22 protein-coding genes are annotated in these 26,257 nt (G+C 42.8%); 15 read left to right on the plus strand and 7 right to left on the minus strand.

Going from position 1 to position 26,257, the window contains the following annotated elements; translation table 11 throughout:
- The first annotated feature begins 140 nt into the window (after positions 1-140).
- The 3 genes from H6614_04080 to H6614_04090 all read left to right on the plus strand — a co-directional run bounded on the left by H6614_04080 (position 141) and on the right by H6614_04090 (position 5,332).
- Positions 141-2,285, plus strand: a complete 2,145-nt coding sequence (locus H6614_04080; GenBank protein ID MCB9242825.1) for a peptidylprolyl isomerase — start codon at positions 141-143, stop codon at positions 2,283-2,285.
- A 268-nt stretch (positions 2,286-2,553) separates the two neighbouring features.
- Entirely contained in the window at positions 2,554-4,650 is a 2,097-nt protein-coding gene (locus H6614_04085) for a tungsten formylmethanofuran dehydrogenase (protein MCB9242826.1), read from the plus strand.
- Between the two features lie 484 nt (positions 4,651-5,134).
- Positions 5,135-5,332 carry a cold shock domain-containing protein gene (locus tag H6614_04090; protein MCB9242827.1) on the plus strand — a complete coding sequence of 66 codons (198 nt, stop codon included), beginning with the start codon at positions 5,135-5,137 and terminating at the stop codon, positions 5,330-5,332.
- Between the two features lie 387 nt (positions 5,333-5,719).
- Here H6614_04090 and H6614_04095 read toward each other — a convergent pair whose 3' ends face one another.
- The 4 genes from H6614_04095 to H6614_04110 form a co-directional block, all read right to left on the minus strand.
- A complete protein-coding gene (locus H6614_04095; protein ID MCB9242828.1) occupies positions 5,720-6,718 on the minus strand; it encodes a hypothetical protein in 999 nt (332 codons plus the stop codon).
- Positions 6,719-7,056: 338 nt separating this feature from the next.
- Complete coding sequence (locus H6614_04100) at positions 7,057-7,500, minus strand: hypothetical protein (GenBank protein MCB9242829.1); 444 nt, start codon at positions 7,498-7,500, stop codon at positions 7,057-7,059.
- A gap of 15 nt (positions 7,501-7,515) precedes the next feature.
- A complete protein-coding gene (locus tag H6614_04105) occupies positions 7,516-10,368 on the minus strand; it encodes an N-6 DNA methylase (GenBank protein ID MCB9242830.1) in 2,853 nt (950 codons plus the stop codon).
- A gap of 277 nt (positions 10,369-10,645) precedes the next feature.
- The gene (locus H6614_04110) at positions 10,646-11,188 is read right to left on the minus strand and encodes a VCBS repeat-containing protein (GenBank protein ID MCB9242831.1); all 543 of its coding nucleotides are present in this window, start codon (positions 11,186-11,188) and stop codon (positions 10,646-10,648) included.
- 103 nt (positions 11,189-11,291) lie between these two features.
- On the opposite strand from H6614_04110, the gene rfbA reads away from it, so the two are divergent.
- From rfbA to H6614_04165, 11 genes are all read left to right on the plus strand, one after another.
- Positions 11,292-12,161 carry a glucose-1-phosphate thymidylyltransferase RfbA gene (gene rfbA / locus H6614_04115; GenBank protein MCB9242832.1) on the plus strand — a complete coding sequence of 290 codons (870 nt, stop codon included), beginning with the start codon at positions 11,292-11,294 and terminating at the stop codon, positions 12,159-12,161.
- A complete protein-coding gene (gene rfbC, locus H6614_04120) occupies positions 12,158-12,706 on the plus strand; it encodes a dTDP-4-dehydrorhamnose 3,5-epimerase (protein ID MCB9242833.1) in 549 nt (182 codons plus the stop codon). The genes rfbA and rfbC overlap by 4 nt, the downstream gene beginning before the upstream one ends.
- Before the next feature lie 481 nt (positions 12,707-13,187).
- Positions 13,188-13,568 (plus strand): NADPH-dependent 7-cyano-7-deazaguanine reductase QueF, encoded by a 381-nt coding sequence (gene queF, locus H6614_04125; protein ID MCB9242834.1) that lies wholly within the window; start codon positions 13,188-13,190, stop codon positions 13,566-13,568.
- 618 nt (positions 13,569-14,186) lie between these two features.
- The gene (locus tag H6614_04130) at positions 14,187-14,528 is read left to right on the plus strand and encodes a hypothetical protein (protein ID MCB9242835.1); all 342 of its coding nucleotides are present in this window, start codon (positions 14,187-14,189) and stop codon (positions 14,526-14,528) included.
- 91 nt (positions 14,529-14,619) lie between these two features.
- Positions 14,620-14,838 carry a hypothetical protein gene (locus H6614_04135; GenBank protein ID MCB9242836.1) on the plus strand — a complete coding sequence of 73 codons (219 nt, stop codon included), beginning with the start codon at positions 14,620-14,622 and terminating at the stop codon, positions 14,836-14,838.
- A 660-nt stretch (positions 14,839-15,498) separates the two neighbouring features.
- Positions 15,499-15,858: an endonuclease domain-containing protein gene (locus H6614_04140; GenBank protein MCB9242837.1), complete on the plus strand. Its 360-nt coding sequence runs from the start codon at positions 15,499-15,501 to the stop codon at positions 15,856-15,858.
- Positions 15,859-15,864: 6 nt separating this feature from the next.
- On the plus strand, positions 15,865-17,088 hold the full coding sequence (locus tag H6614_04145) for a hypothetical protein (GenBank protein ID MCB9242838.1): 1,224 nt from the start codon (positions 15,865-15,867) through the stop codon (positions 17,086-17,088).
- A 9-nt stretch (positions 17,089-17,097) separates the two neighbouring features.
- A complete protein-coding gene (locus H6614_04150) occupies positions 17,098-18,327 on the plus strand; it encodes a hypothetical protein (GenBank protein MCB9242839.1) in 1,230 nt (409 codons plus the stop codon).
- 261 nt (positions 18,328-18,588) lie between these two features.
- Positions 18,589-19,989 (plus strand): class II fumarate hydratase, encoded by a 1,401-nt coding sequence (gene fumC / locus H6614_04155; protein MCB9242840.1) that lies wholly within the window; start codon positions 18,589-18,591, stop codon positions 19,987-19,989.
- Positions 19,990-20,282: 293 nt separating this feature from the next.
- The gene (locus H6614_04160; protein ID MCB9242841.1) at positions 20,283-21,509 is read left to right on the plus strand and encodes a hypothetical protein; all 1,227 of its coding nucleotides are present in this window, start codon (positions 20,283-20,285) and stop codon (positions 21,507-21,509) included.
- A gap of 65 nt (positions 21,510-21,574) precedes the next feature.
- The gene (locus H6614_04165) at positions 21,575-22,813 is read left to right on the plus strand and encodes a hypothetical protein (GenBank protein ID MCB9242842.1); all 1,239 of its coding nucleotides are present in this window, start codon (positions 21,575-21,577) and stop codon (positions 22,811-22,813) included.
- Between the two features lie 63 nt (positions 22,814-22,876).
- Here H6614_04165 and H6614_04170 read toward each other — a convergent pair whose 3' ends face one another.
- Positions 22,877-24,286 (minus strand): choice-of-anchor B family protein, encoded by a 1,410-nt coding sequence (locus H6614_04170; protein MCB9242843.1) that lies wholly within the window; start codon positions 24,284-24,286, stop codon positions 22,877-22,879.
- 167 nt (positions 24,287-24,453) lie between these two features.
- Here H6614_04170 and H6614_04175 point away from each other — a divergent pair, with 167 nt between their 5' ends.
- Entirely contained in the window at positions 24,454-25,116 is a 663-nt protein-coding gene (locus H6614_04175; GenBank protein MCB9242844.1) for a nitroreductase family protein, read from the plus strand.
- Here H6614_04175 and H6614_04180 read toward each other — a convergent pair.
- A complete protein-coding gene (locus H6614_04180; protein ID MCB9242845.1) occupies positions 25,113-25,598 on the minus strand; it encodes a TlpA family protein disulfide reductase in 486 nt (161 codons plus the stop codon). The two genes, H6614_04175 and H6614_04180, sit on opposite strands and share 4 nt — an antisense overlap.
- A 70-nt stretch (positions 25,599-25,668) precedes the next feature.
- Positions 25,669-26,250, minus strand: a complete 582-nt coding sequence (locus H6614_04185; protein MCB9242846.1) for a redoxin domain-containing protein — start codon at positions 26,248-26,250, stop codon at positions 25,669-25,671.
- Positions 26,251-26,257: the final 7 nt, after the last annotated feature.

Here is a 26,257-nt window from a genome sequence, read left to right on the forward strand (position 1 = left end):
ATTGCTGCATAAAGGCGAGTCTGTTACTGGATAGAGGGTTTATGTCATTGATTTTACTGATTAAAACAGGTAGGTTTCATGTTTGATTTGTTTAATTATTCAATTTAATTACGGTTTTCACAGAAGTATAAACAACTTAAATGGCGAATAGAAATAGATATCATCATAGTACCGGTATAATGAATAAAATGAGGGATAAAATGCCCCTCATCATTATTATACTTATTGTTGCCTTCCTTGCTACCATTGTTTTTGAATGGGGTATGGAATATATGGGAATGAGCAAAGGCGGTAACGTTTTTGCAAAGGTCAACGGAGAAGAAATTACTGCCGCGGATTTTGAACAGGCTGTGCAGTCAAGGATACAACAGATCAGAGCTAATAATCCTACAGCGGATATAGACGATGCCACGATGGAACAGATCAGGACACAAGTGTGGGATGAAATGGTGCAGAATATTCTCCTTAACCAGGAAATGAAAAAGCTTGGCATCAAAGTGAACGATCAGGAAGTTCTCGATTGGATATACAAAAGACCTGAAACACTCCCGGAAAATATTCGCCAGTATTTTATGGACTCCACAGGAGTTTTCAATTACGAATCATACCAGGCCGCGCTCGCTTCTAAAGAACCTCAGGTCGTTCAGTTCTGGAGCCAGGTTGAGCAGGGTCTCAGGAGAACTCTCGAACTTCAGAAACTGCAAAACGTCATCACGGCATCTATCCTCGTTAGCGAACAGGAAGTTTTACAGAAATACAAAGACGATAATTTAAAAGCTAGCTTCGAATACCTGCTTCTACCTGTTAGCGGAGTTACCGACCCGTCGGTCAATAACGTTACTGACGAACAGATGAGAGCTTATTACGAAGCGCATAAATCAGATTTCACTCAGCAGGAAGCCGTCCGCTTCAATTATCTTATAGTGCCGGAGACTCCTTCCGCGCAGGACTCTATTGATACTGAGAACCGCATTAAGGCTCTCCTTACCGAGTTTAAGACTCTCGATCCCGCTGATTCATCTTTCATCGAGTTTGTAAATAACAACTCCGAAACTAAATACGTTGCGGATTTCCAAAAGCCTAACGCTATCAAAAGCGGTGCAATGAAGTTCCTCATGGGCGCGCAAAATGGCGACGTTTCGGACGTAATTAAAGATGAAGACGGTTTCAAGATTGTTAAATTGATCGAATCTAAGGACGGGGAAGATACATACGTAAAAGCTTCTCACATACTTATAAACTTTGGTACCGACACTGCCGCGGCAAAGCAAAAAGCCGATGAGCTGTTGAAAAAAATTAATGATGGTTCCGACTTTGGTGAACTGGCATTCCAGCTTTCTGAAGACCCAAGCGCTAAACAAAATCGCGGTAATCTCGGTTGGTTTACAAAAGGCGCTATGGTGAAAGAGTTCGAAGATGCCTCGTTCAATAATCCGGTTGGTTCTGTAGTCGGTCCTATAAAGACGCAGTTCGGCTATCACATAATCAAGATTGAAGATAAGACTAATAAAGAATTTAAGTTTTCTGAAATAAAAGAATCGATAAAACCTGGTCCAACGACAAAACAGATCGCGAAGGTTAAAGCAGAAGAGATATATAATAAAACTAAGGACGGCAAGACGCTCGATTCGCTCGCAGTCGAATATAAATTCCCTGTCACAAATTCCGGTGACGTATTCAAAAACGGTTCCGTGCCTATCGCGCCCGGTAATACAAGCCTTGTTAAATTTGGTTTTGACAATGACCCCGGTAAAGCGCATTCTCCCGTAAAGGTACAGGGCGGATATGCCGTTATGCAGATCACTGAAAAGATACCCGCGGGATATAAGAACTTCGATGAAATAAAACAGACTCTTATTATGCCTAAGGTGATACTTGAGAATAAATATAATATTCTTAAAGCTAAAGCCGATGCGCTGGCTTCTCAGGTTCAGGGCGGTAATTTCTCCGCTGTTGCCGAGGCAAATAAAGAGGTGGCGTTTGAAACCATTGACAGCATGACTTATGCCGCGCCGTCACCGAATGTCGGGATGGATTATAACCTTCTCAATACTGTCTTTAGTATGGAACCCGGACAGGTTTCCGGTCCTGTAAAAGGTCTCAAAGGCTATTACTTTGTGAAGGTATTGAATAAGACGCCGTTTAACGAACAACTTTATATTGCGCAGGCTCCGCAGATACGCGCGCAGATTTACCAGCAAAAACAACAGCAGGTCGTACAGGCTTGGCTCACTAACCTAAAAGAAAGAGCCGACATAGAGGACAACCGCGACCTCTACCTGTAGTGTATAGTTTGTCATCCCCGCGAAAGCGGGGATCCAGACCCACCGTTTGAACGAGAATTATTTTCTATTCGGTCTCGGTATTTTCTACGATTATAACGCGCCTGAAGGCGCGTTTTTTATACCGGGGTATTATCCCTGAAAATTGAATTTATTCCCACCTCTAAAAAACCTATCTTACATGATTAATTCAAAATTTTCATTACTTATGCCGTTCTTGGTGATGCGCCGTTGTTGGTGTTATCACCAACAAAAATAACCTAAAGACTTAATGTCCGTTTCTATAGACAAAGATACACTCGAAAAAGCCTACCGCCTCATGCGTACGGCGCGTGCAATGGCTCGCATTTACGACGAGAACCGCCAGATAACCAAATACGTCCACTCCACATCTGCGGGACATGAAGCCATACAGCTTTCGCTTGCGTTCCAGATACTGCCTATAGACTTTGTCAGCCTCTATTACCGTGATGAATCCGTGCTCCTCGGTCTTGGCTTCGAGCCGTATGAACTCATGCTCCAGCTCCTTGCCAAAGCCGATGACCCGTTCACGGGAGGTAGAAGCTACTACGGTCACCCGGCGATTAGGCGCGAAGGATTCCCGACCATTCCGCACCAGTCAAGCGCGACAGGTATGCAGGTTATCCCCGCGACCGGTATGGCGCATGCATTATCTTATTTGCAGTCTGCCAGGCTTGCCGACTGGGCAAAAAGCAGCGCAAGCGGAAAGAGTGACTATAAAGGTGAGCTCCCCATTGCGATTTGCTCTCTCGGAGACGGCTCCATTACGGAAGGCGAGGTTGCCGAGGCGTTCCAGATGGCTGTCCTCAAAAAACTTCCCATACTATACTTTGTGCAAGATAATGACTGGGCGATTTCCGCAAGCGGTGACGAGATGTCTGCGATGGATGCTTATGAATACGCCGCGGGTTTCAAAGGAATGAAACGCATGCGCGCTAATGGCTCCGACTTCGAGGACTCCTTCCGAAAGGTTGCGTCGGCGATGAAATATGTTCGCGAGGAACGCGCTCCCATGCTTCTCCATGCGAAAGTCCCGCTCCTTGGTCACCATACATCTGGTGTCCGCAAAGAGTGGTACCGTTCCGATTCTGACTTGGCTAAGCACGCGAAGGACGACCCGATTCCTAAAATGAAAAAACTCCTCGAAAAAGCCGGCGTTCCTGCTTCCACCATCACACGTATTGAAAACGAAGCTGAGGAAAAAGCCGCTGCAGATTTCCAGCGTGCGGTTGATGCCCCTGAACCTGCGCCCGAGGAATTATACAAATACGAGTTTGCTCCTACTCCTATTACTGAAGAGAAGGGGACACGCAAGCCCGATGGCAAAGACCCTGTAGTTATGGTTGATGCCGCGCTCTTTGCCGTGAATGAAATTATGCGTGATAATCCCAACGCCATCCTGTATGGACAGGACGTAGGCAGAAGACTCGGCGGGGTTTTTCGTGAAGCCGCCACTCTCGCAGAAAAATACGGTGACGCCCGCGTTTTTAATACACCTATCACCGAAGCATACATCGTCGGCTCTACGGTCGGAATGTCTGCGGTCGGTGTGCGTCCCTTCGTCGAGATACAGTTCGCGGATTACGCGTGGGCGGGTGTGAATCAGCTCGTCGTGGAAATTTCAAAATCCCATTACCTCTCGTGCGGAAAATTTCCCGTGTCGTGTGTGATAAGGATACCTGTCGGTGCGTACGGCGGCGGTGGTCCTTACCATTCCGATTGTATCGAATCCAGCTTCCTCCCGATACGAGGCATAAAGATCGCGTATCCCAGCAATGCTGCCGACATGAAAGGCCTCATGAAGTCCGCGTGGTACGATCCCAATCCCGTCGTGATGTTCGAACACAAAGGACTCTACTGGAGCAAAGTCCCCGGCACCGATCTCGCGAAATGTCCCGAGCCGTCGGAAGATTACGTCATCCCCTTCGGAAAAGCCCGCGTCTTCCAGTCCGCCGACGATTCTAAAGTAGAAAGAGGGGAGTCCGTCACCGTGATTACCTACGGTATGGGCGTCCACTGGGCGGTCAACGCCTCCAAAAAATTCCCCGGGCAGGTCGAAGTCCTGGATCTCCGCACCCTAAATCCCCTCGACGAAGAAGCCATCTACGCTTCCGTAAAAAAACACGGCAAAGCTCTTGTCGTTACCGAAGAGCAGATACTAAACTCATTCGCTGAATCTCTTGCCGGAAGGATATCCCGCGAGTGCTTCCAATCACTCGACGCTCCAGTACAGTTCGTCGGCTCCGTTAATGTCCCCGCCGTCCCGCTCAACATGGGACTCGAAAAAGAAATGCTTCCCGGCGTTCCCCGCGTCGAAAAAGCCATCGAAGACCTCCTTGGTTATTAAATGTCATTCCTTGTCTTTTTCATTTCGGCCGTGTGTAAGTTGTCGGCTGGATCCCGGCTTGCCGGGAGGAAGTAAAATTGTGAGGCTTTTTGCGCCACTATGCTCTGCAGAGTGCGGGAAAATTCTGTCTGAACGACCCCGAGGATTCGGGGGAGTGAGTTTATTTTCCCGAGCAAAAAACGCAGCAATTGTTAGACAATTTACACCCCGAGCCTTGATTTTTTGGTTCTTTTGCATCAAGGCAAAAGAACATAATTCCTTTCCTTCGTTTTCTCAGTGTCTCCGTGGTTAAATAGTTTTAAAATTCGCATTAATTTGTGTTAATTAGTGGTATAGCCCTTATTTTTTTGCTTGGTTTTTTTCAATTATTATAGTTATTTTTGTACCAGTATTAGTTAAATAGTGTAGTGAGCGTCTAAATTTTACCTCCGCATATACAACTCTTACGAATTTAAAAATTTTTATACATTTTAACACAAGTTTAATGAAAAGTACGATCAAGAGATTGACCGACAAAAATTTCGGCTTCATCGCTGCGGAAAATTCCGACAAGGACATTTTCTTTCACGCCAGCAAGCTCGTCGATGTAAACTTCAGCGACCTCGAAGTAGGTGACGAAGTTACATTCGATGTAGAGAATTCCGAAAAAGGACCTGCTGCTGTAAACGTTCAGCGTGCGTAAAGCTCCTTAAACAAGTCTTACTAAAAAAGCCCTCTTACAAAGAGGGTTTTTTTATGCCCAAAATATCTTTTTGCGGTCTATGACTATTCAGGAAGATGACTCTTAGAGCGTGGTTCTTTCGGCCGTGTGTAAATTGTCGGCTGGATCCCGGCTTGCCGGGAGGAAGTAAAATTGTGAGGCTTTTTGCGTCACTCTGTATTGCAGAGTGCGGAAAAATTCTGTTTGAACGAGCGAAGCGAAGTGAGTTTATTTTTCCGAGCAAAAAACGTAACAATTGTTAGACAATTTACACCCGAGCCTTGATTTTTTGGTTCTTTTGCATCAAGGCAAAAGAACATAAACATTTCTTTCTTTCTTCTTCGGCTTTTCGCCGGGTTGTGTCATTGCCTAAACAACTCCCTTCACATCCTTCTCCCTTATCTCTCCCGCGTTCACGAACAATCTCTTCATCGCACCCGTATCCACCGTACGCGGGTTCCTTATTTTCATCGCGATCAGCCTCAGCATATTCTCCGCCGTGATAAATGACGGGGGACACCCCGTCTCCGACTGCACCCTGAATATCCACGCCGGAGGTATCAGCCCGAATTCCGACGACACCGTAAGAAAATACACCATGTCGAAGCCCCGTCCCGTCAGCACCTTCCTCTGCTCGCGTATGTACTCGCACACCCGCCTGTCATCCGTACCCGGTGTGTAACGGCTCTTCCGCGACTTAGCGTCGTAGATGACCGCGTACTTACTTATCGGGTCCTCCGCGACCCCGTCCGGCATGCGCCCCTTGCCCTGACCGTAAGCCCGCACCTCGTAACCCAGCATCCCGAATGCCTCCGCGCACTTCCTCTCGAATGCCAGCGCCTGCCCGTTCCCGTAAGCCAGCTCTATCAGCCCCGACACCGACGGCGGAACCGACATATAAAGACCCTCGCTCTCCGCCATCTCCGGTTTCCTCTCCCTTCGTTCGGCCTCCGTCAGCAGTCCCTTCCTCTCGATCACCTCCCGCACGTCCGCCCACTCCGGCTTACCCTCAGCCCACGCGTAGAAGACATTGCACATCTCCGCCCACCTGCATTTGAACCGCCTCGTGTAAGCGCTTTGTATCGGTTTCAGCTCCCTGTACAGCCAGTCCGACTGTGTCGGTCTCCTCCCGGTCTCCCGCAAAAATCCCCCCAGGGTCTCCATATAATCCTCGTCCCTGTACACTCTCGACTTAAACTTGTAAGGTGTGTCTCCCGCCTCCTCCATCAGCTCCCCGTACGAGCGGAAGCCCTTTATCACGTCGCGCCTCTTCACCCGTGTTATCCTGTGAAACTCCTCCCCCGAAGGCTTCCTCCCCAGGTTCCGCTTCAACGTATAATAAATGTCTAAGATTTCCTCTCTGGTCATAACTATGAATTCCCTCCTAGTTTATCCCGCACTTGATGCGGGAGAGGGGTGTAGGGGTGGGTTGAATCTGGCTTTAAACTCAAACTCCTCATATGCTCTCCAAATGATTAATTACCAACTCACCCAAAATAGCAAATGCCATCCCCCAAAAATAGGATATAAAGGTTATATACGCATCTATACTTTTTTCTTAAATGTCATTCTGTCCGAAGGACTCCTTCGGAGAGCGGAGCGAAGAATCTTGTTAATGCGCGTAACCTGCCTCGGGCGGGTATCTATACTTTTTTTCTTTGAAAAAAGCGTAAAATATACCATCTTTATTTTTTACATTTAAGTGTCTATATCCTTACAATAGGATTGGGAACCTTTGTAGAAACAATCGTAGATAATCTACCTCTACCGTTTTGATTGTTAACTCCCTGATGCCAATTTTTATATTTTGCTGCAACGATTGCTTTATCTAGTTGCCACCAAACATTGTAATTGCCTTTGGTGCCAGTTTCCTCAAAAAAGATAAAAGCTGAAGTATTATGGAGTAAAGATCCTATCTCAGAAAATCCATTGGTCCTTCTAGTACCATTCGGATACTCTTTAGAAATTGAAATTTTTTTAGTAAAAGGTTTGAATCCTAATTTGTTAGGTGGGAAAACATTAACATTTATGTAAGTAGTCCTTCTGTGGTTTGGGAAGAAAGCTTTTGCTACTCTAAGTACAAATTGAAGTTGCTGTTGACCTCCACCAGTTTCCCAAGCATGTCGTTCAACAATTAAAGTTTTTGCCATGATAATTCTCTTATATTAGTTAGAGTTTTCAATTAATTTTATTTCTCGATTATTTAGTTTGTAAATTGAATATACGTGGTTATTTATCTCGTTATCTAGGGCTTTAAACTTACTTTCATACAGGTTCTTGTCTTTTTCTATTTTAGATTCATATAGTAATTTATTGGTTTTAATTATTTCTTTAACCAACTTTGTCAATCTTTCTATTTTATTTTTATCACTACAAATCTTTATTGGAAACTGGCTTAATTGGTTTATCTTTAATTCCGAGAAGAGCTTACCTTTGCGAGGTTGTATTTTTCGGTAAAACCAGGTCATTAATTTTGAGTTTAAAATACCCAATATATAAAATAAATCGATATCTTTCCCTTGTGGGATGCAAACAAAAACATTATTACTAAAATAATATCCTTCGGTATCAATATTAGCCAAAACAAAATCGCCGGTTCGTCTTACAACAATCTTATCATTTTCAAAATACTCTGGCTTTCCTAGCCCAGCATACTCTCCCTTTTCTTTGTCAATCAACTCTTTTTTGTAGTTTGCCCACATCCCTTGCCATTTCAGAAAATATCTTTTTATTTCGTCTCTTCCAAATATTAATCTTTTACAAAATGGATTGATGTTTTCTGGAATAAATAATTTTCCTCTTATATTTCCTGAATGGATTCCTTCTCTAATGATGAATAAATCTCCGAATTTCGTATATAATTTAAATTTATCAAGGATATTTTTAGTTTCTGCATCTAAGAATAAATTAAATTTAAATCCATCAAGTTCTCGAAACAAACTTTGATGAATTTTCTTTTCAACAGGTTTGTCTTCATTATGAATATATACTTCTATCGAATTAGTTTTATTGTTTGAATTAATTTCTGAAATAATTGAAATTACATCGAGGTTTACACTTTCAAATACCATTCCCCAGTAATCTATTTTTTTTATTTTATGTTGTTCCAAAATTAATTTTCGCGTAGAATCATATTGTTTTAAAAGAAGTATATCCGGAAGGACCAAACCGAAGTATCCTCTTTGTCTTATTAGCTTTGTAGATTTCTCTATAAAAAATCTAAAGAAATCTAGAATACCAATTATTGAGGATGGGTACGTTTTCAGTAAGTATTGCTTTTCAATATTTGAAAATTTGACAGCCTTCTGACCCCAAGGCGGATTACCAAGAACAACGTCAAATCCACCCTTTTTCATAATATCCGGAAACCTATCCTCAAAATTCATAGCGTTTATTTTTTTTTCTTCCTCAGTTGGGAATAGATTTCCCTCGTAAATATCAGTTCCAATAAGGGAATTCCCACAAATAATATTTCGACTTAAATCTGGTAATAGTTTTTCCTTCATCATAACTAATTGTTCATCAGCAGATGCCATAGTCTCATCTTCTAATAATTTAAGGAATAGTGAAAGCTGTGTTACTTCTACTGCCTGATAATCGATATCGACTCCATAAATATTATTTAAAAGTATTTGTTGCTTTTGGTGTAATCTAAGCCCATAAGTACCTTTTTCATCATTATACTTGCATCCCGCTTTTTTTGCTTCATCAGGATGATTATTAAACCATTTCCCGTGGTATCTAATTAAAGTATCAAAAACAGTTATAAGGAATGATCCACTTCCGCAGGAAATATCTGCGAAACTCATTTTTGATATTTCGTTGGGGCTCTTTCCTTCTATAAATTCCTTTATAGTATTTTGAACTATGTAATCAACTATATATTGAGGTGTATAATATACACCACCTGACTTGCGTACTTCAGGTTTTTCCTCAATCGTTGCCATTTTACTTGTCGAGCTAACAACTTTTCCAAGGAATCTTTCATAAATTGAACCTAATATGTGAATAGGAATTTGAGCGAAATTGTATGGAGAATTTACATGGGATAAATCATTACAAATATCTTCAAAGATTTTGTAAGCAGGAGGTTTGAAATCTAATTCATCTATTAAATGTTTTTTAAAAACTAATCCATTATATTTAGTATCAAGCTTTCTACTTTCTGAAATAAATTCCTTCCATAAATCTCCTTTGCTTCCTAGTCCATCTATAATATGTTCTGGTTCTATAAGTTTATCCTCCAAAAATCTAATGAATACAAGTCTGTCAATTATTCTCTGCACTGTCTCTGTTAAAACTTCGCCTGTAAAGGATGGATTTGATTTCTTTATAGCTCGGGCAAGTACTTCCCTAATTTCATCTAATTCTTTTAGAAATGAATCATCAACCTGTTGGAAACCACCTTTAAATAATCCCTTTTGAAAATTTTTCTTAGGTTTAGGCATATACAGATCAGCAAATCTGTCGAGTGACCCTTTTGATACATCCTCTCGGGAGAATAGGTGGTAGATTTTTCTAAATTTTTCTTCAATAGTATATTGGGAGTAGTGGTACTGCTGAATACATCTATCAATAGATGTTTTAACATCTGGTTTAAAACGTGAGTCAATTATGTGAAATTCTTCAAAGTCAGTTAGAACTGCTACGGAATGTTGTGAATTCCACCCATATCTTACTGCTTGAAAATAATCATCAGCTTTTTTTAGAGATTTAGATGGTTTTTTTGCTTCTACATAAAACTTAGAATCAGTGAAGTTTGGTGATAAGCTGAAAGAATAATCAGCCTTTTTTTGAGCTGTTCCAACCTTTACATTTTTCTCTACTTTTACTTCTTGCTCATAAGGATTTTTTTGAATATCGTGATTTACATCCCACCCAAGTGCTATAAAAAATTTATCAATAAAATCTTTTCTAACTTGTGCTTCGGAATATTCAGGAGAAAGGTATTGTTTTTCGTGAGTTTTGAAATCCTCAACTAATTGTTTTACTTGTTCAAATGCGGATTCAAATGACATTTTATAGTATGGATTACAATTTTTTGAAAATACTGTTTATGTTTTGGATTTTCAATAAAGATTATTGTGATACAGGGTGGACTCTACCAAAAAAAGGCGGTCACAGACCGTCTTTAAAACTAGTTTTCTTATTGGGACTATCCCCCATTTTACAAAGGGTCTACGACCTCGTAGAGGGGGACTAAGGGGGGTTATATAAACAAAAAAGGCGGCTTGCGCCGCCTTAATAAAATCTTTTCTCAGTGTCCTTTGTGCCTCAGTGGCAGATCTTTATTCCTTACAAAATCGCTATCAACAATACCACTATCACCAGCACCAGTATTATCGTTATCAAAGTATAATGATCCAGGAACATTGAATTCTCCAGCTTCTGCACCTCGTAATTCGTTGTGTTCGTCTTCTTATCGAACGTCTTACCCATCACCGCAAAAACATCCAGGTCATTATCACCATCCGCGTCCGCGAAAAAGACCGGCACGGGCATCCCGTCGAAGAATGTATTGTACGTCCCCACGTCACCATACTCCTTATCCTCCAGCACAAAGACCGGCGCCTCATTACTTCCCGTATTCCTGTAGAATTCCACGTTACCCTCTGAGCTGAAATTCAGAATATCGAACACATTATCACCATCCACGTCCACTATCGCCGGTTCATTGATTTTTAGATTATTATTAAGAAATTTTTCCGCTATTTTTTCAATATCCTGTTTTGTGTATGTCTTTGGATTAACAGGAGGTTCGTTATCGGCGTATGAACTTGTAAATGCGGTCAGCGAGATAAAAAAGGTCAGGGCGGTAATTAAAATTGTGGTTTTCATTGCTTCGGGGTTTAATTTAATAAAAGATAACCAACACGATTTAAAATTTCAAAAGTAAAAACGTGCCTCGGCTATAAAAGTGGGGCATAGAAGGGATTTTTTAATGAAGGGAATTATTCTTGCGGGCGGTGCGGGGAGCCGGATGTACCCCGTCTCAAAGGTTTACAGCAAACAGCTCACGCTCATCTATGACAAACCGCTCATTTACTATCCGCTCTCTATACTAATGCTCGGACGCATCCGTGACATACTCATAATTTCTAACGAAGAAACGATTCCGCTCTACGAAAAACTCTTCGGCGACGGCAAACACCTCGGCATCAATATCGAGTACGCCTTACAGCCCGCGCCTAACGGAATAGCCGAAGCCTTTATCATCGGCGAAAAATTTATCGGCAATGACAGTGTTACACTCATACTCGGCGATAATATCTTCTACGGTAATCTCTCCTTCTTCTATAACGGTTTGGAGAATAACGACGGCGCGACGATCTTTGGTTACCGCGTCAATGACCCGGAGCGCTACGGAATAGTAGAATTCGATAAATCCGGCAAAGCCATCTCCATCGAAGAAAAACCCAAAGCGCCAAGATCCAATTACGCTGTCCCCGGACTATACATTTACAACAATGACGTTGTCGGCATAGCAAAAAATATGGAACCCTCCGCCCGCGGCGAGCTCGAGATCACCGACGTAAATAAAGATTACCTCTCCCGCGAAAAACTCTACGTAGAAAAGATCGGACGCGGGGTCGCGTGGCTGGATACCGGTACACCCGAGGCGCTCCTCCAGGCATCGAATTTCTTCGGTGTCATCGAGGACCGCCAGGGCCTGAAGGTGGCCTGCATAGAGGAAATTGCCTACGCGCGCGGCTATATCTCGCACGAGGAGCTCGATCGGCTCGTCCACGCGATGCCCGCGTCCCTCTACCGCACCTACCTCACTAAATTCCTCGCGGAGGCCAGCGCGTGAAGGTAACGAAAACAAACCTAGCGGGCGTCCTGCTGATCGAGCCGCGGATATTTCCGGATGAGCGGGGATTTTTTTTCGAGTCGTATAATGAGGAGCGGTATGTGCAGGAGGGTGTGGACGTGAGCTTCGTGCAGGATAATGTGAGTAAGTCGAAGCGGGGTACGATACGGGGATTACATTACCAGGTGGGGGAGTACGCGCAAGGGAAGCTGTGCCAGGTGGTAAAGGGGCGAGTACTGGACGTGGCAGCGGACATAAGGCACGGGTCACCGACATATGGTGAGTATGCCGAGGCAGAGCTGACCGAGGATAATCATATGCAGATATGGATACCACCGGGGTTCGCGCATGGATTTAGTGTTTTGTCGGATGAGGCGATATTCCTTTATAAGTGTACAGCATACTATAATAAGGAAAGCGAGCGGAGTATAATGTATAATGATCCGGATCTCAGGATAGACTGGCGCGTGGAGGCGGAGAACATTTCGGAGAAGGATATGCAGGGAGTGGCGTTTAAGGATATAGGGAAGGATTTTGTATATTAGTTATTTTGTATTTGTTCTTTTGCTTGCCCAAAAGAACACAAAGAAAATTTTTTACGTACTTTTGTCTTGCCACAAAAGTACCCCCGTAGGGGCAGGCAAAAAGGCACGGCTTAATGAAAACATTTGACTTCGTCATAGTTCTTTTGCCTTGATGCAAAAGAACCAAAAGATCAAGGCCAGGCGTAAATACGTCTAACAATTGTTCCGTTTTTTGCTCGGGAAAATAAACTCGCGGTTAAATGCAGTCTTAAATATCAGGTTCACTATTGCTCAAACAATATTTTCCCATCCCGACTTCGTCGGGAGCGCAAAAAGCCTCACAATTTTACCCTCCGACGAGTCGGAGGGACGACGATTTCCGCGATGGCCGGGATTAGAAGGAATTAACTTTTGTAATAATTAGTCAAACGATTTCATAATGCCGTAAGGAACCGCCTTCGGCGATTTTGGGTTAGATTTTTAATAATTAAAAAAGCATTTCATGAAGAAATTTGATGTGAAGAAGACGGATGAAAATAAGGTGAAGCTATTGGAGGTGTTCGATAATTCATTTCCGGGAAGGGATTATATTATCGAGCATCACGCGGACGAGTTCACCTCTGTATGTCCGAAGACCGGGCAGCCGGATTTTGGCATGATAACGATAACGTACATCGCGAAGAAGAAGTGTGTGGAGCTGAAGTCACTGAAGTACTATCTGCAATCGTACAGGAACGAAGGGATATTCTACGAGAACGTTGTGAACAGGATTCTGGAAGACCTGGTGAGCGTATTAAAGCCGAAGTGGATGGAGGTGAAGGGTGAATTCACGGTGAGGGGAGGAATATATTCAGTGGTAAAGGCGGAGCACAGATCAAAGTGAACATTGACTTCGTCATAGTTCTTTTGCCTTGATGTAAATTTTCTCATGTACTTTTGACCGCGCAAAAGTACCCCCGTAAGGGGCAGGCAAAAACGCGCCGGCTTAAAATTTTGTACTTGTTCTTTTGCTTGCCCAAAAGAACCAAAAGGGCAGCCTAACGTAAATCGTCTAAAATTATTTCATTCAATGCTACGGCAAAAAAACTCGCTTCGCTCGGACAGTTTTTGCCGTCCGTTCCGCCTTGCGGGAACGACGCATTTCACTCATAATTTCTTAACGCCGATTTCCGTAATGGCTATCGATCACCTTCGGTGATCATGGACGACGATTTTCGTATGGCTATTAATCACCTTTCGGTGATCATGGCCGACGATTTCCGCGATGGCCGGTTTATAAAGAGGTATAATTAAAGTTTTTTAACGACGATTTTCGTATGGTTTTAGTAGTGTGGTTTTAAGTGCAATTTTATAATGCCGTTTTTATCGTTACACGTTTCAAGTTTGTATTAAGGGATAAAAGTTTTAGAGACGTTTTAAGTACATGGTCTGGATTCCCGTCCTACAAGTCGGATCATAGACTTTCGCGGGAATGACAATTTGAAGGGGTAAATTTTAAAAAATGTTATATATAATAGTCGGGATATTTTTGGTGTCGTCGTTTTTGGGAAGCCGTTTGTTTAAGAGAGTTATAAAGGGTGATCACCCGTCGAAGAAGTTAGCTGCACCGCACGGGATATTGAATGGTATAGGGATAGTTCTTTTGATAGTATATATCTCATATTCTGAGAATATTCCGGTTTTACTTCCTTTTGGAGTATTTTTTATTGCGGCGGGACTGGGATCTGTGATGTTTGTTAGGGACATAATGGAGGTGGAAATTCCGAAATGGCTGGCATACGTGCACGCGGTACTGGCTACGAGCGGGTTATTAATATTGATATTTATGGCATTTTCGGGGTGATAAATATAAAATATTATGAATATTTAAATTGATACTAAAATCTATTCTTTTTATTTTACAATAGTTTCGAAACTAATTATTCAAAAAATCCATGGACGTAAAAGAAATCAAACAATCTTCACACACAATTTTTCCGCCAGCCGGCTCATGGGACAAAGCATGTGAAAAGTCACATTCTATATTTCCTCCGGCAGGATCATGGGAAAATGCGAGCGAGAAATCTCACTCAATATTTCCACCTGCAGGATCATGGGATAATGCAAATGTGAAATCACATTCTATTTTTCCTCCGGCAGGATCATGGAAGTAAGAGTTTATTAGTTTACAAGTTAAAGTCTTGGAGGTATTATACCTCTAAGACTTTTTTTGTTTTACCTCACCCCCAGCCCCTCTCCTTTATAAGGAGAGGGGAGCAAGAGTAAAGTGATCAGGCGGGGTGATCTTTAGTATCAGAAATGTGCGACTTAATTATGGTACCTGTTCTTTTACCTGTTTAAGATATTTTATGTACTTTTGCCTCGCCGCAAAAGTACCAAAAAGGCGCGGCTTAAAATCTTGTACCTGTTCTTTTGCTTGCCCAAAAGAACCAAAAGGGCAGCCTAACGTAAATCGTCTAAAATTATTTCGTTCAATGCTACGGCAAAAAAACTCGCTTCGCTCGGACAGTTTTTGCCGTCCGTTCGCCTTGCGGGAACGACGCATTTCACTCATAATTTCTTAACGCCGATTTCCGTAATGGCTATTAATCACCTTTCGGTGATCATGAACGGCGATTTCCGCGAGGGCCGGTTTAAGAAGGGTATAATGCTGATTGGAACTCGCTATGGGGGTTATGGGTGGACAGTTATGAGCGGACGGATTTTTCTTAATTGGTTAGGGGATTTTACCTCACCCCCAGCCCCTCTCCTTGTAAAGGAGAGGGGAGCCAGAGTAGCTTTGGCATAGAAGCGCATTTATTAAGAATCCGGTAATGACAAAGATTTATAATAAAGTTTCAGAGAAGGAGAAAAGGAGAGAGCTTAGGAAGAAATCAACTGATGCAGAGTCATTTTTATGGGAATATTTGAAAAATGGAAAGGTTGAAGGAATAAGGTTTAAGAGGCAATATAGTGTTGAACGGTTTGTTCTTGATTTCTATGCTCCAAAGTTGAAGTTGGCAATTGAAGTTGACGGACCGATTCACGATAAAAAGGAGCAAGCCGAACATGATGAAATGAGATCAGATTTTTTATTGAATACAGGAATAAAATTTATCAGATTTAAAAATGAGGAAATTCAGAATAACATTTTTAAAGTAATTGAAAGAATTAAAAAAATAGTTAATAAATAAATAGAAATGGATAGGAAAGAGTTAATAAAATTGAAGTGCGACCTGCTGGTGAACGGTTTGCGACTGACAGAGCTAAGGTACGACCTGATGGACCAGGGATGGGACGAGGAGAGGGCAATGTGCTTTTTACCGGCAGAGCTGAGACTTCCTCACGAAATATATTGCCAGATAAGGGAGAACCCGGAAGCAAACTTCAGGCTGAGGATCGGAAACGGCAAGCTGTACGTACAGGATAGGAACAGCGATGAAGTATGCGACGCGGATTTTGTAGGACTGCCCGCGTTCGCGAAGAACTTCACATCAGATCTAACAGCATTTGAGAAGATCGTAGTATATAACGGGACATGCAATTTGAACTTCACCTGGAATTATTATTGTGATTATTTCAGGACGGGACATGAGTGCAGGTTTTGCAACCTGACTCCGGCGCAGGATTTTTACCCGGAAGAGAACATATCAAACGCGAGAAAGAACGCAAAGCAGGTTTCCGACGTAATCGCGGCGGCTAAGAAATATCACACAGATCCAAAGTCAATTCTCACGAGAGGTACACCGCACGACAAGCAGGGGCTTGGCGGAACCATACAGATACTTGAGGAACTCGCTGAGAGATTCCCATTTACGAATGACAGGGAAAGGACAAAGGTATTGATGACTATTTCCCCAACTAAGAACATAGAAGACGTTAAATTGATCCATGAGCTTGGACTGCATTCGGTTTCATATAATTTCGAGGTATTCGATAAGGGATACTGGAAGGCGATCGTGCCGGGCAAGGACGCGAACATAGGCAGAGACCTGTGGGAAGAGTCACTGATAAAAGCGGTCGATCATTTTGGCAGAGGAAGAGTGTTTACAGCAATGATTGCAGGACTCGAACCGAAGAAAACATTGCTGGAAGGTGTGCAGTGGAGCAGTGAGAGGGGAATAATCCCGATCGTTGTGCCGTTTAGTCCGGAGACAGGAAGCCAGTTCGAAGGATTCAGACCTCCGACATACCAGTGGATGATGGATACACACTTGGAAGCGGCTGATATAATTTTAAAGAACATGGATTTTATAGGTACAGAAGAATACTGGAAAGAGGACGCCCCGATATGCGGAGACTGTTTCACGGGCGGGATATTATTCGATATATTAAGAGAAAATGCGGGATTGAACGATCATCATTGCGGACATGAGCTGAGTAAGACGAAACAAGAAGAAGAAAGCTCCGAAGTAACAAATTAATTTTAATTAATGACATTAGACCAGGCAATAAGGCTAAAGGCAGACCTTTTAATAAAGGGGCTGAAGATAACAGATGAAGCGCTGACGACAGTCGGGCAGGGCGGACTCGAGAAAGTCTTTTGGGTCTTCGAGATGACACCGGCAACTCATAAAGGGACGGGGGACGGTACAAGACCTCTTCCAAATGACATGCTATTGCCATACGGATTGTACGCGGATGTAAGGTACAGTCCGACATCGCCTTACACTGTTCACGCGAGCGGAGACGCAATTATATTGATACATGAGGGTAAGGAGCTATGCGAAGTCAAATGGCCGATCAGACCGGATTTTTATGATAAGGTTACGAGAAGCGGTGAGAACATGAAGAAGGTTTCCTCGATGAGAGGGGACTGCGGGTTAAGAGTATGCTTTGACAATGCGTGTAACTACTTTGCGACGAAGGAGCAGTGTAAATTCTGTAACATCGTACCGGCGAGGCAGAGGAACAGGGATCATGTAGTAACGAGAAAAGAGGCGGATGATATATATGATTGTGTGAAGGAAGCAATATTCCATAACCCGGTATGCACACACCTTGCAATGACAGCCGGAGCGGCAAAGGATGACGGGTTAGGAAATCTACCTCAGATACTCGAAGGATTGAAGCCATTGCTGACGGAGAAATATTTCCCGATAGTTACTGCGATCACTGCAACCAGGGATAAGGAAGAAACGGAATATCTTTGCAGTACGGGAATAAGCTCGGTAGCGTTTAATTTGGAAATATGGGACGAGGAGTTATTCAATGTGATCTGCCCGGGTAAGACAAGAAGGGTAGGAAGAGAGAGATGGATAGAGTCGCTTAAGGAAGCGAGGGATCTATTAAAGCCGGCGAGAGCTTTAAGTTCGTTCGTAGTGGGGCTCGAGTCAAAGGAATCGGTGCTGGAAGGAATAGAGTATCTTTCTTCGGAAGGAATATTCCCGATAATGAGCCCGTTCATTCCAATGGTCGGTACTGAGTATGAAGGCAAGGAGGCTCCTACAACTGATTGGATATGGGACGTGCATGAGGAAGCGACCGACATTATTTATAAGAACCTTCCGGATGCGTTTTGTGATGAGATATGGGACGGTGATATTGGAATATGTCCGTCATGTACTACAACGAAGTTGTTTTTTGATTTTATGAGGAGGGTGGTGCCGAGAGAGAATCCGAAGAGGGAAGTGTCGCCGGGGAGCGTCGAGGCGTTTGTTTAGTTTGAATAAGGTTTTTGTTTATAGAGGCGAGCGATGCTCGCCTTTTTTGTTGTAACCCCCCTTAGTCCCACCTTTGTAAAAGGGGGGAAATCTCATTTACGACGAATCAAGTTTTCAAGAAGGAAATAAATACATAAAAGTGTACTAAATAACTGGTCTAGATTCCCGCTTTCGCGGGAATGACATAATTAGAGGGTTATTTTTAAATTTATATTGCTTTGATTTATTAGTATTTTTAAGGATAAAATTAAATTTACGACAATGTCATTCAGGATGGAACACGATACAATGGGTGAAGTGAGGGTGCCTTCGGATAAGTATTGGGGGGCACAAACACAGCGCTCGAAGGATAATTTTAAGATCGGCACAAGGAAAATGCCGAAAGAGGTGGTTTATGCTTTTGCTTACCTTAAGAAGGCGGCAGCAATGGCGAATTATGAAAGCGAGATATTGCCGAAGGATAAGATGGAACTGATAAAGCAGGTGTGTGATGAGATACTGGAGGGAAAGCTGGACGACCAGTTCCCGCTGGTAGTATGGCAAACAGGTTCCGGTACACAGTCTAATATGAATATGAATGAGGTGATCGCGAACAGAGGGCATGTGCTGAATGGCGGTAAACTGGATGACAAAGATAAATTCCTCCACCCGAATGATGACGTGAATAAGTCACAGTCGTCTAACGATACATTTCCTACAGCTATGAATATAGCGGCGATGAAGATGATATGCGAGAATACCATACCGAACGTGGAGAAGCTGAGAAACACACTGGCGGAGAAATCGGAGAAGTTCATGGACGTGGTAAAGATCGGGAGGACTCATTTTATGGATGCGACGCCACTGACACTTGGGCAGGAGTTTTCCGGGTATGTGGCGCAGTTAGATCACGGGATTCGGGCGCTAAAGAATACGCTGGAGCATCTATCGGAGCTTGCGCTGGGCGGATCGGCGGTAGGTACAGGATTGAACGTGCCGGAAGGATACGCTGAGATGGTGGCTCAATATATCAGTGAATTAACCGGATATGATTTTAAGACTGCCCCGAACAAGTTCGAAGCGCTGGCGGCGAATGACGCAATGGTGGAGTCTTCGGGGGCGCTAAAGACGCTGGCGGTAAGTCTGATGAAAATAGCAAACGATATCAGGATGCTGGCGAGCGGACCGAGGAGCGGGATTGGTGAGATATTGATACCTGAGAACGAGCCGGGGTCATCTATAATGCCGGGAAAAGTGAACCCGACACAGGTGGAGGCGATGACGATGGTCTGCGCGCAGGTGATAGGGAACGATACTGCGATATCGGTTGGGGGAATGACTGGACATTTCGAGCTGAATGTATTTAAGCCGATGATGATATACAACCTGCTGAACTCGGCGAGACTGCTGGGTGACGCGAGCAGGTCGTTTAATAATAACTGTGTGGTGGGAATAGAGCCGAACTATCCAATGATAGACAAGCATGTCGAGAATTCCCTGATGCTGGTGACGGCGCTGAATCCGCACATAGGATATGAGAACGCAGCAAAAATAGCCAAGAAGGCGCATAAGGAGAATAAGACTCTTAGAGAGGCGGCGATAGAGCTGGGGTTATTGACGGATCAGGAATTTACTGAGAAGGTGGATCCGAAGAAGATGGTGGGGAATTTGAGAAAGGAATAGTTTTTAACCACCAAGACACGGAGACACAAAGAAAAAGACTTATACCACGAATTACACAAATAGGCACGAATTAAAAAATTATTTCTCCTTGACATAAAGGATGAGATTTTATAATTTAATCCGGTTGTAAAAGCAATCATAAACTACACAATCTACTAACAGAGCAACACTTCTACGTTTTAAGTTTTCATTTACAAATCTAAATCGAGGCGCAGGGAAAGACATATACCTTTTTTAGTGCAAAACCACACTAAATAAAGGAGGTCATAGTGTTGAAATATGTCAAAAGGGGAATGTATTTTATATTCCTTGCGATATCGTCCATTCAGTTCGGGTGTGATGAGGGTGTTACACCGGATCCGCCACAAGCTTACACATTTACTGTCTCCGGAAATATAGGGAGTTTTTGGGGAGAGCCTAAGTCAAACCTAAGAGTTACCGTAGATACAAATACTGTATATACCGATGCGGGGGGAAATTTTACAATTCCTGATATAGCTCCTCCGTATGATCTTAATATTTTCGACACAGATAAGAATTCTTATTACAAACTGGAAGGTGTAAATTATGACAGTGTAAAGTTTTTTACGAAGCTTCCTGAGAGTTATTCCAATCAATGCTATTTATGGGTTACTACTACGCCATCACCGCTACCAAACAATATCAAAGCAAAGTATATATTCACAGACGGTAAATATTTAAATGCATACGGTGACGCAAATCCGTCTACAGGCGATTACATAAGGCTAAGAGATTACAGTTTAATGACAGGCAGGCTGTATCTGATCGGTTACAAAACCGACGCGAGCGGTAAGGTAGTGTCATACGAAAAATTCGGTGAAAAGACCGTAACACTCAACTCAGGGGGGAATGTTAGTGTGAATTTCGATACCTCAGAGATCTCGTTCAATCCTTCAGAGACAACAGTATCAGGTACGTTTACAAATGGAACAGGGACCAGTAACTTTGGGCTTGTAACGCTATCTTTCGGAAAATATGAGACCCCGAATTATGCGACTCCACTTTCTTTTGGCGGCTTAGTCAGCGGAAATAATTTTTCTTTCCTGGTACCGACAAACCTGCCGGGCTTACTAAAAGTGAGAATGTATAATGAATCAGCAGGACCTGATGAACCCAGACAAAAGATGTGGGTTGCAGTGGATCCAAACTCACCGGGAGGTACCTTTGCTCTTAAGGAGATACCGAACTTGATAGAACCGTCCGAAGGCGCGGTAATAAGCAATACAACTACTTTTAAATTTACCGGAGGCAATGATGCCGATATTTATGTGGTAGGTATCACGCATGGACTTAACCGATATTATTTATTTACTAAATCGACTGAGTTTACGGTAACGAGTTTTGCATCACTTGGAATAAGCTGGGATCCGGGGCAGGTTTATTCGTGGAACGTTTCGAGGATAGGGGAATTTTATAACGTAACAAACTATATTCTTAATCCCGCTATTTTGAACAGCTACGAGTCAGTTTCAAAAACACGTACATTCGTGGCGCAATAAGTCAAGTAAATAGTCTAACCACATTAATAAAGGAGGTCGTAATGTTGAAATATGTGAAAAGGGGAATGTATTTTATATTCCTTGCAGTTTCGTCCATTCAATTCGGGTGTGATGACGGTGGAGTTACACCGGATCCGCAATCACAAAACATTATTACAGTATCAGGAAATGTAATAAGTTTTTGGGGGGAACCTAAAGCTAACATCAAAGTATCTACTGACTCAGTGACAGTATATACAGATGCGCAGGGTAATTTTACAATTCCTGATGTAGTGACTCCCTATACTTTATACATTTCAGATTCAGCTTCGAGCCAGTTTTATGTTTTAAAGAATTTAACCACACCTGTGGTTAAATTCTTGTTTACGTCCAGTCCATACGGTATATCTACAAATACCTGTGGATTAAAGGTTATAGTTCCGCAGAATGGATTGACAAATAGTTCGCAGGCAAGATTTATATTTACAGATGGAAAAGGTGTAAATGCATATGGTTTGGTGAACTCGATCAATTATTATGAGCAAATAAGACTTGGAAGTACCTCAGTTGTGAATGGGAAGGTTATAGTATTAGGATACACAGAAGTAAATTCAAAGGTAAATTCCTATGGAAATTTTGGATATAAGAATCTAACCCTAAGTGCCGGATCATTAACAACGATAACTTTTGACTCATCGGAGATCGCATTTAATCCTGATGAAAGTGTAATATCCGGTAGTTTTTTGAATTGTACTCCGGGGAATTTATCCGGAGGATTTACAATTTATTTTGGTGAAAACCACAGTCCAAATTATACATCACAAATGGCATTTGGTTCTCTGAATTCGGATAAGGATTTCAATTATGTAGTACCGGCAAATTTACCTATTTTCTATAAGCCATTTATATTCACACAAGAGCTAGGCTCTCAAAGCAGTTTTAAAAAATGCCGAATCGCAATTAACCCCGGGGCAACCGGAGTAAACTATGAATTGCCTTCCAGTTCGACACTTTTAACCCCTTCTGAAGGTGCAGGAATTGCAGATCTTAATACTGAATTTACTTTTACCGGAGTCAACAGACCGGGTATATATGTATTAAGGATCTATGTGGGATCAAAAAGCTATGCTATTTATACAAACGAATTCAGTTCAACCCTTGAATGCTTAAGGCAGTTAGGATTCACTCTATCCCAAGGGAAAACATATATGTGGTCAGTTCAATATATCGGAGATTATTCGACTTTAGATGGATATGTAAATGATCCCCGAAATTTGACTCAATATAGTTCGGAATCGGATCAAAGAATGTTTACAGCACAGTGATTATTACAATCCCCCGTTCTACCACCGGGGGATCGTTGATTATTCCAATGAGGTACTGCTTTGTTATTTGACAAGTAACATCTTTTTTGTTTGCGAGAGTTCGCCTGCGGTAAGTGTATAGAAATATACCCCGCTGGCCAGTTTAAGCTTAGCAGTTTCGAAAGTAACACTGTGAGAACCGGACTGCATATATCCGTTTATCAATTGAGCGATCTCTTTTCCGTTGGCATCGTAAATCTTCAGGGAGACATCGGCGCTTTTGGGTATAGAGAAGTTTATTTCCGTCGAGGGATTGAACGGGTTAGGGTAATTCTGCTTCAGTTCAAAGCCGTCAACGAGTGAGCTGTTATTTGTTATACCGACGGAATTTCCAAATCCTAGGACAAACAATCCGCGGTTCATATCGGATGCAACGATCTTACCGGAAGGGAATTTAAACACGCCCCAGCATCCGGCGTAATCACTGTTATTATTCTGCGGGTGAGTATCATACCACGCGATCTGAACGGGGTTTTCCGGGTCGGAGATATCGAGTACATAAACTCCTGCAGTGTAGTGCGCAATAACAGCGGTATCTCCGTAAATTTCGATATTATGAATACGGGCGGTTGTGATACCTGTCGGCTGCCACGTGGCAACCTGTACCGGGTTTTGAATATCCTGGATATCCCAGACTTTCAGCAAACGCGGGAGCGCGCCTACTTCATCCGTGGTCATAATATAATTTTTATCAACTGTAAGCGCGGAATTATGCGTCGATGGATTAGGAAGATTAAGCCATTCATGAACCAGCTTAAGGCTGTCTTTATTAGTCGCGTCAATAACACTAAGGTAACCGTCGTTAATACAGGCGGCATAAATAGTATCATCAATTATCCTTGCGTCGTGAACATAATGGTTGTTCCATTTTCCTCTGACGGTTGGATTTTCAGGATCGACGGAGAGGTCCAGTACAACAGTTCCGTGACCAAATCCTGCATTAGCGCCGTTAAGGTAAAGGTAAGGTCCGCTCTGCGAGATAGAATGTGTAGAGCTGTGACCGGGAGCAAGGAATTTGCCGACGTATCTGACCGAATCGGGAAGATACTGGAGGTCGAATATTTTCACACCGCTGGTATCGGCTTCGGAAACAACATAGGCATAGTGAGAATAAACTTTCATTTCACGCCACAGGTTACCCTGGTCGGGTGCGTGCATAGAGTCGATCATAATGAATGCGGCGATCTCTGTTATATTAGAAGAGTCAGTTACGTCATAAAACACGGGACCCAGGGCAGCACCCAGTATAGCATACTCCCTATTATCGGGAGCGACATATCCCCAGATGGCGGCATAATTCCACGGAGCACCGAACTGCGGAGGTATGGCATAATCATCTATATTTGCTATGAGATGCATATTTCCGTTAGGGAGCTGAGCAAAGGATGATGAAGAAATGATGAGGGTGATGATAAGAGTAAGTATCTTATTCATGGGCGGTTTTTTACTGATTATTCGTAATTTAAGTGAAAAAGTTTCAAAGACATTATTATAATGTAAATACTTACAGATGTTAATAAGTTGTGGATAAGTAGGTTTATAATCCTATAAAATTGTTCATAAATATGTTAATATTCTAATTTTTAAGTTAATAAGCGAAAATGGAATATAAATTCGAGAGGTTTACACTCCACAGATACAGCGATGAGGAGATGCGTGAGAGGGGGAGAGAATTTTACGAGATGATGAACAGGAGGCGGACGGTGAGGAAATTCTCGCCGGAGAAATTCGATATAAAACTGCTTGAATACGCGATAATGACTGCGGGGACTGCTCCTTCAGGGGCGCATAAACAGCCGTGGAGATTTGTGATAGTGGAATCGCCGGAAGTGAAGAAAGAGATACGAATAGCGGCGGAGAAGGAGGAAAAGGAGAGCTATGAGCACAGGATGCCTGAAACGTGGCTGAAGGACCTGGAACCGCTTGGAACGGACTGGCATAAGGAATTTCTTGAGACAGCGCCGTATTTGATCGTGGTATTTCGTGTGGATTATGGAGTGGATGAGGATGGTGAAAAATATAAACATTATTACGTGAGCGAGTCGGTGGGGATCGCAACGGGGATGCTGATAACGGCGCTTCACAATATGGGGCTAGGTACGCTGACGCATACACCGTCGCCGATGAATTTTTTAAGAGATATACTGGACAGACCGAAGAATGAAAAGCCGTTCGTGCTGATACCAGTCGGCTACCCGGCTGATGACTGCGAGGTGCCGGTGCTTACAAGAAAGGAAGCGGATGAAATAATGTTTAAGGTTTAGTCCAGGAGTTTCTGTACTGATTCTTCGAATACATCGTATGTTCGTGCCCCAACCATCGTAACGGAGAGCTTGCCGTCCTTATTATACATGAACGTGCCTGGAAGTCCTCCCTCCCAATTAATATCCATATAGTTTATAAGCTGTTCGTCTTTCTCGAAATTGTTATAGTACGTAGTAAAGTCCACGCCCTGTTCCTTCAGGAAGGGGATGGTCTGTGTCTCGAAGGTCTCGGGGAAGTCGAGCGAAACAAAAATGAGCTTGACGCCCTTGTCTTTGTAATTATTGTAGAGCTTTACGAGCTCGGGGAATTCTTCTTTGCATGGCGCGCACCAGTAAGCCCACATATTGAAAACGAGGACATTGCCGATATTGGCTTCGCGAATGCTGTCGAGAGTATTCTGGTCCGCGGGAAGAAAATCCTGCGAGAAGGAATATTGTGAAAAGATGATAAGGAATACGGGTATAATGAGAAATTTTTTCACGCAGATAGAATTTAATAATAAAAAGCCCGGCAGTGCATTAGCATTATCTACCGGGCAAACTTTTTTGTGTTTAGTTCTTAATTGTACAGCCGAATGCTTTTGTTTCGGCAACGGTTATTGTCTCACCGTTAACGAATTGTGTGAGCGCGTTTTTAAGGTCCTGTGAAGTAACCTTACTAGCGTCGCGGTCATCATCTATCCTTCCGTGGTAGATAACTTTCATAGTGCTGTTATCGATCACGAAAACTTCAGGAGTTCTTTCAGCGCCGAATTCAAGAGCTAGTGAGCTGTTCTGGTCTTTAAGAACCGGGAAAGCATAGCCTTTTCCGGCAGCGTGCTTTTCAACTTCCTCCGAACTCTCTGTATTATTGGAGTTCATACCCCAGAATACGATACCCTGTGAAGAAAACTCGTTTGCAAGAGCATTAAGCCTGTCTGTATATGGCTGAACGTAAGGACATTCTACTGACATAAAGACGATCACGGTAGCATTTCCACCTGATTGGCTGAGCGTGTAAGTATTTCCGTCGTAATTGCTGATGCTGACATCGGATACCACGTCACCTACACCGTATCCATTGGACGCGAATGAAGATATTGCGAATGCAAAAACAAAAAACAGTGAAAAAAGAAGAGAATTAATTTTTTTCATTAATGTT

Source organism: Ignavibacteriales bacterium, assembly GCA_020635255.1.
Lineage (GTDB): Bacteria > Bacteroidota > Ignavibacteria > Tepidaquicellales > Tepidaquicellaceae > JAEYVS01.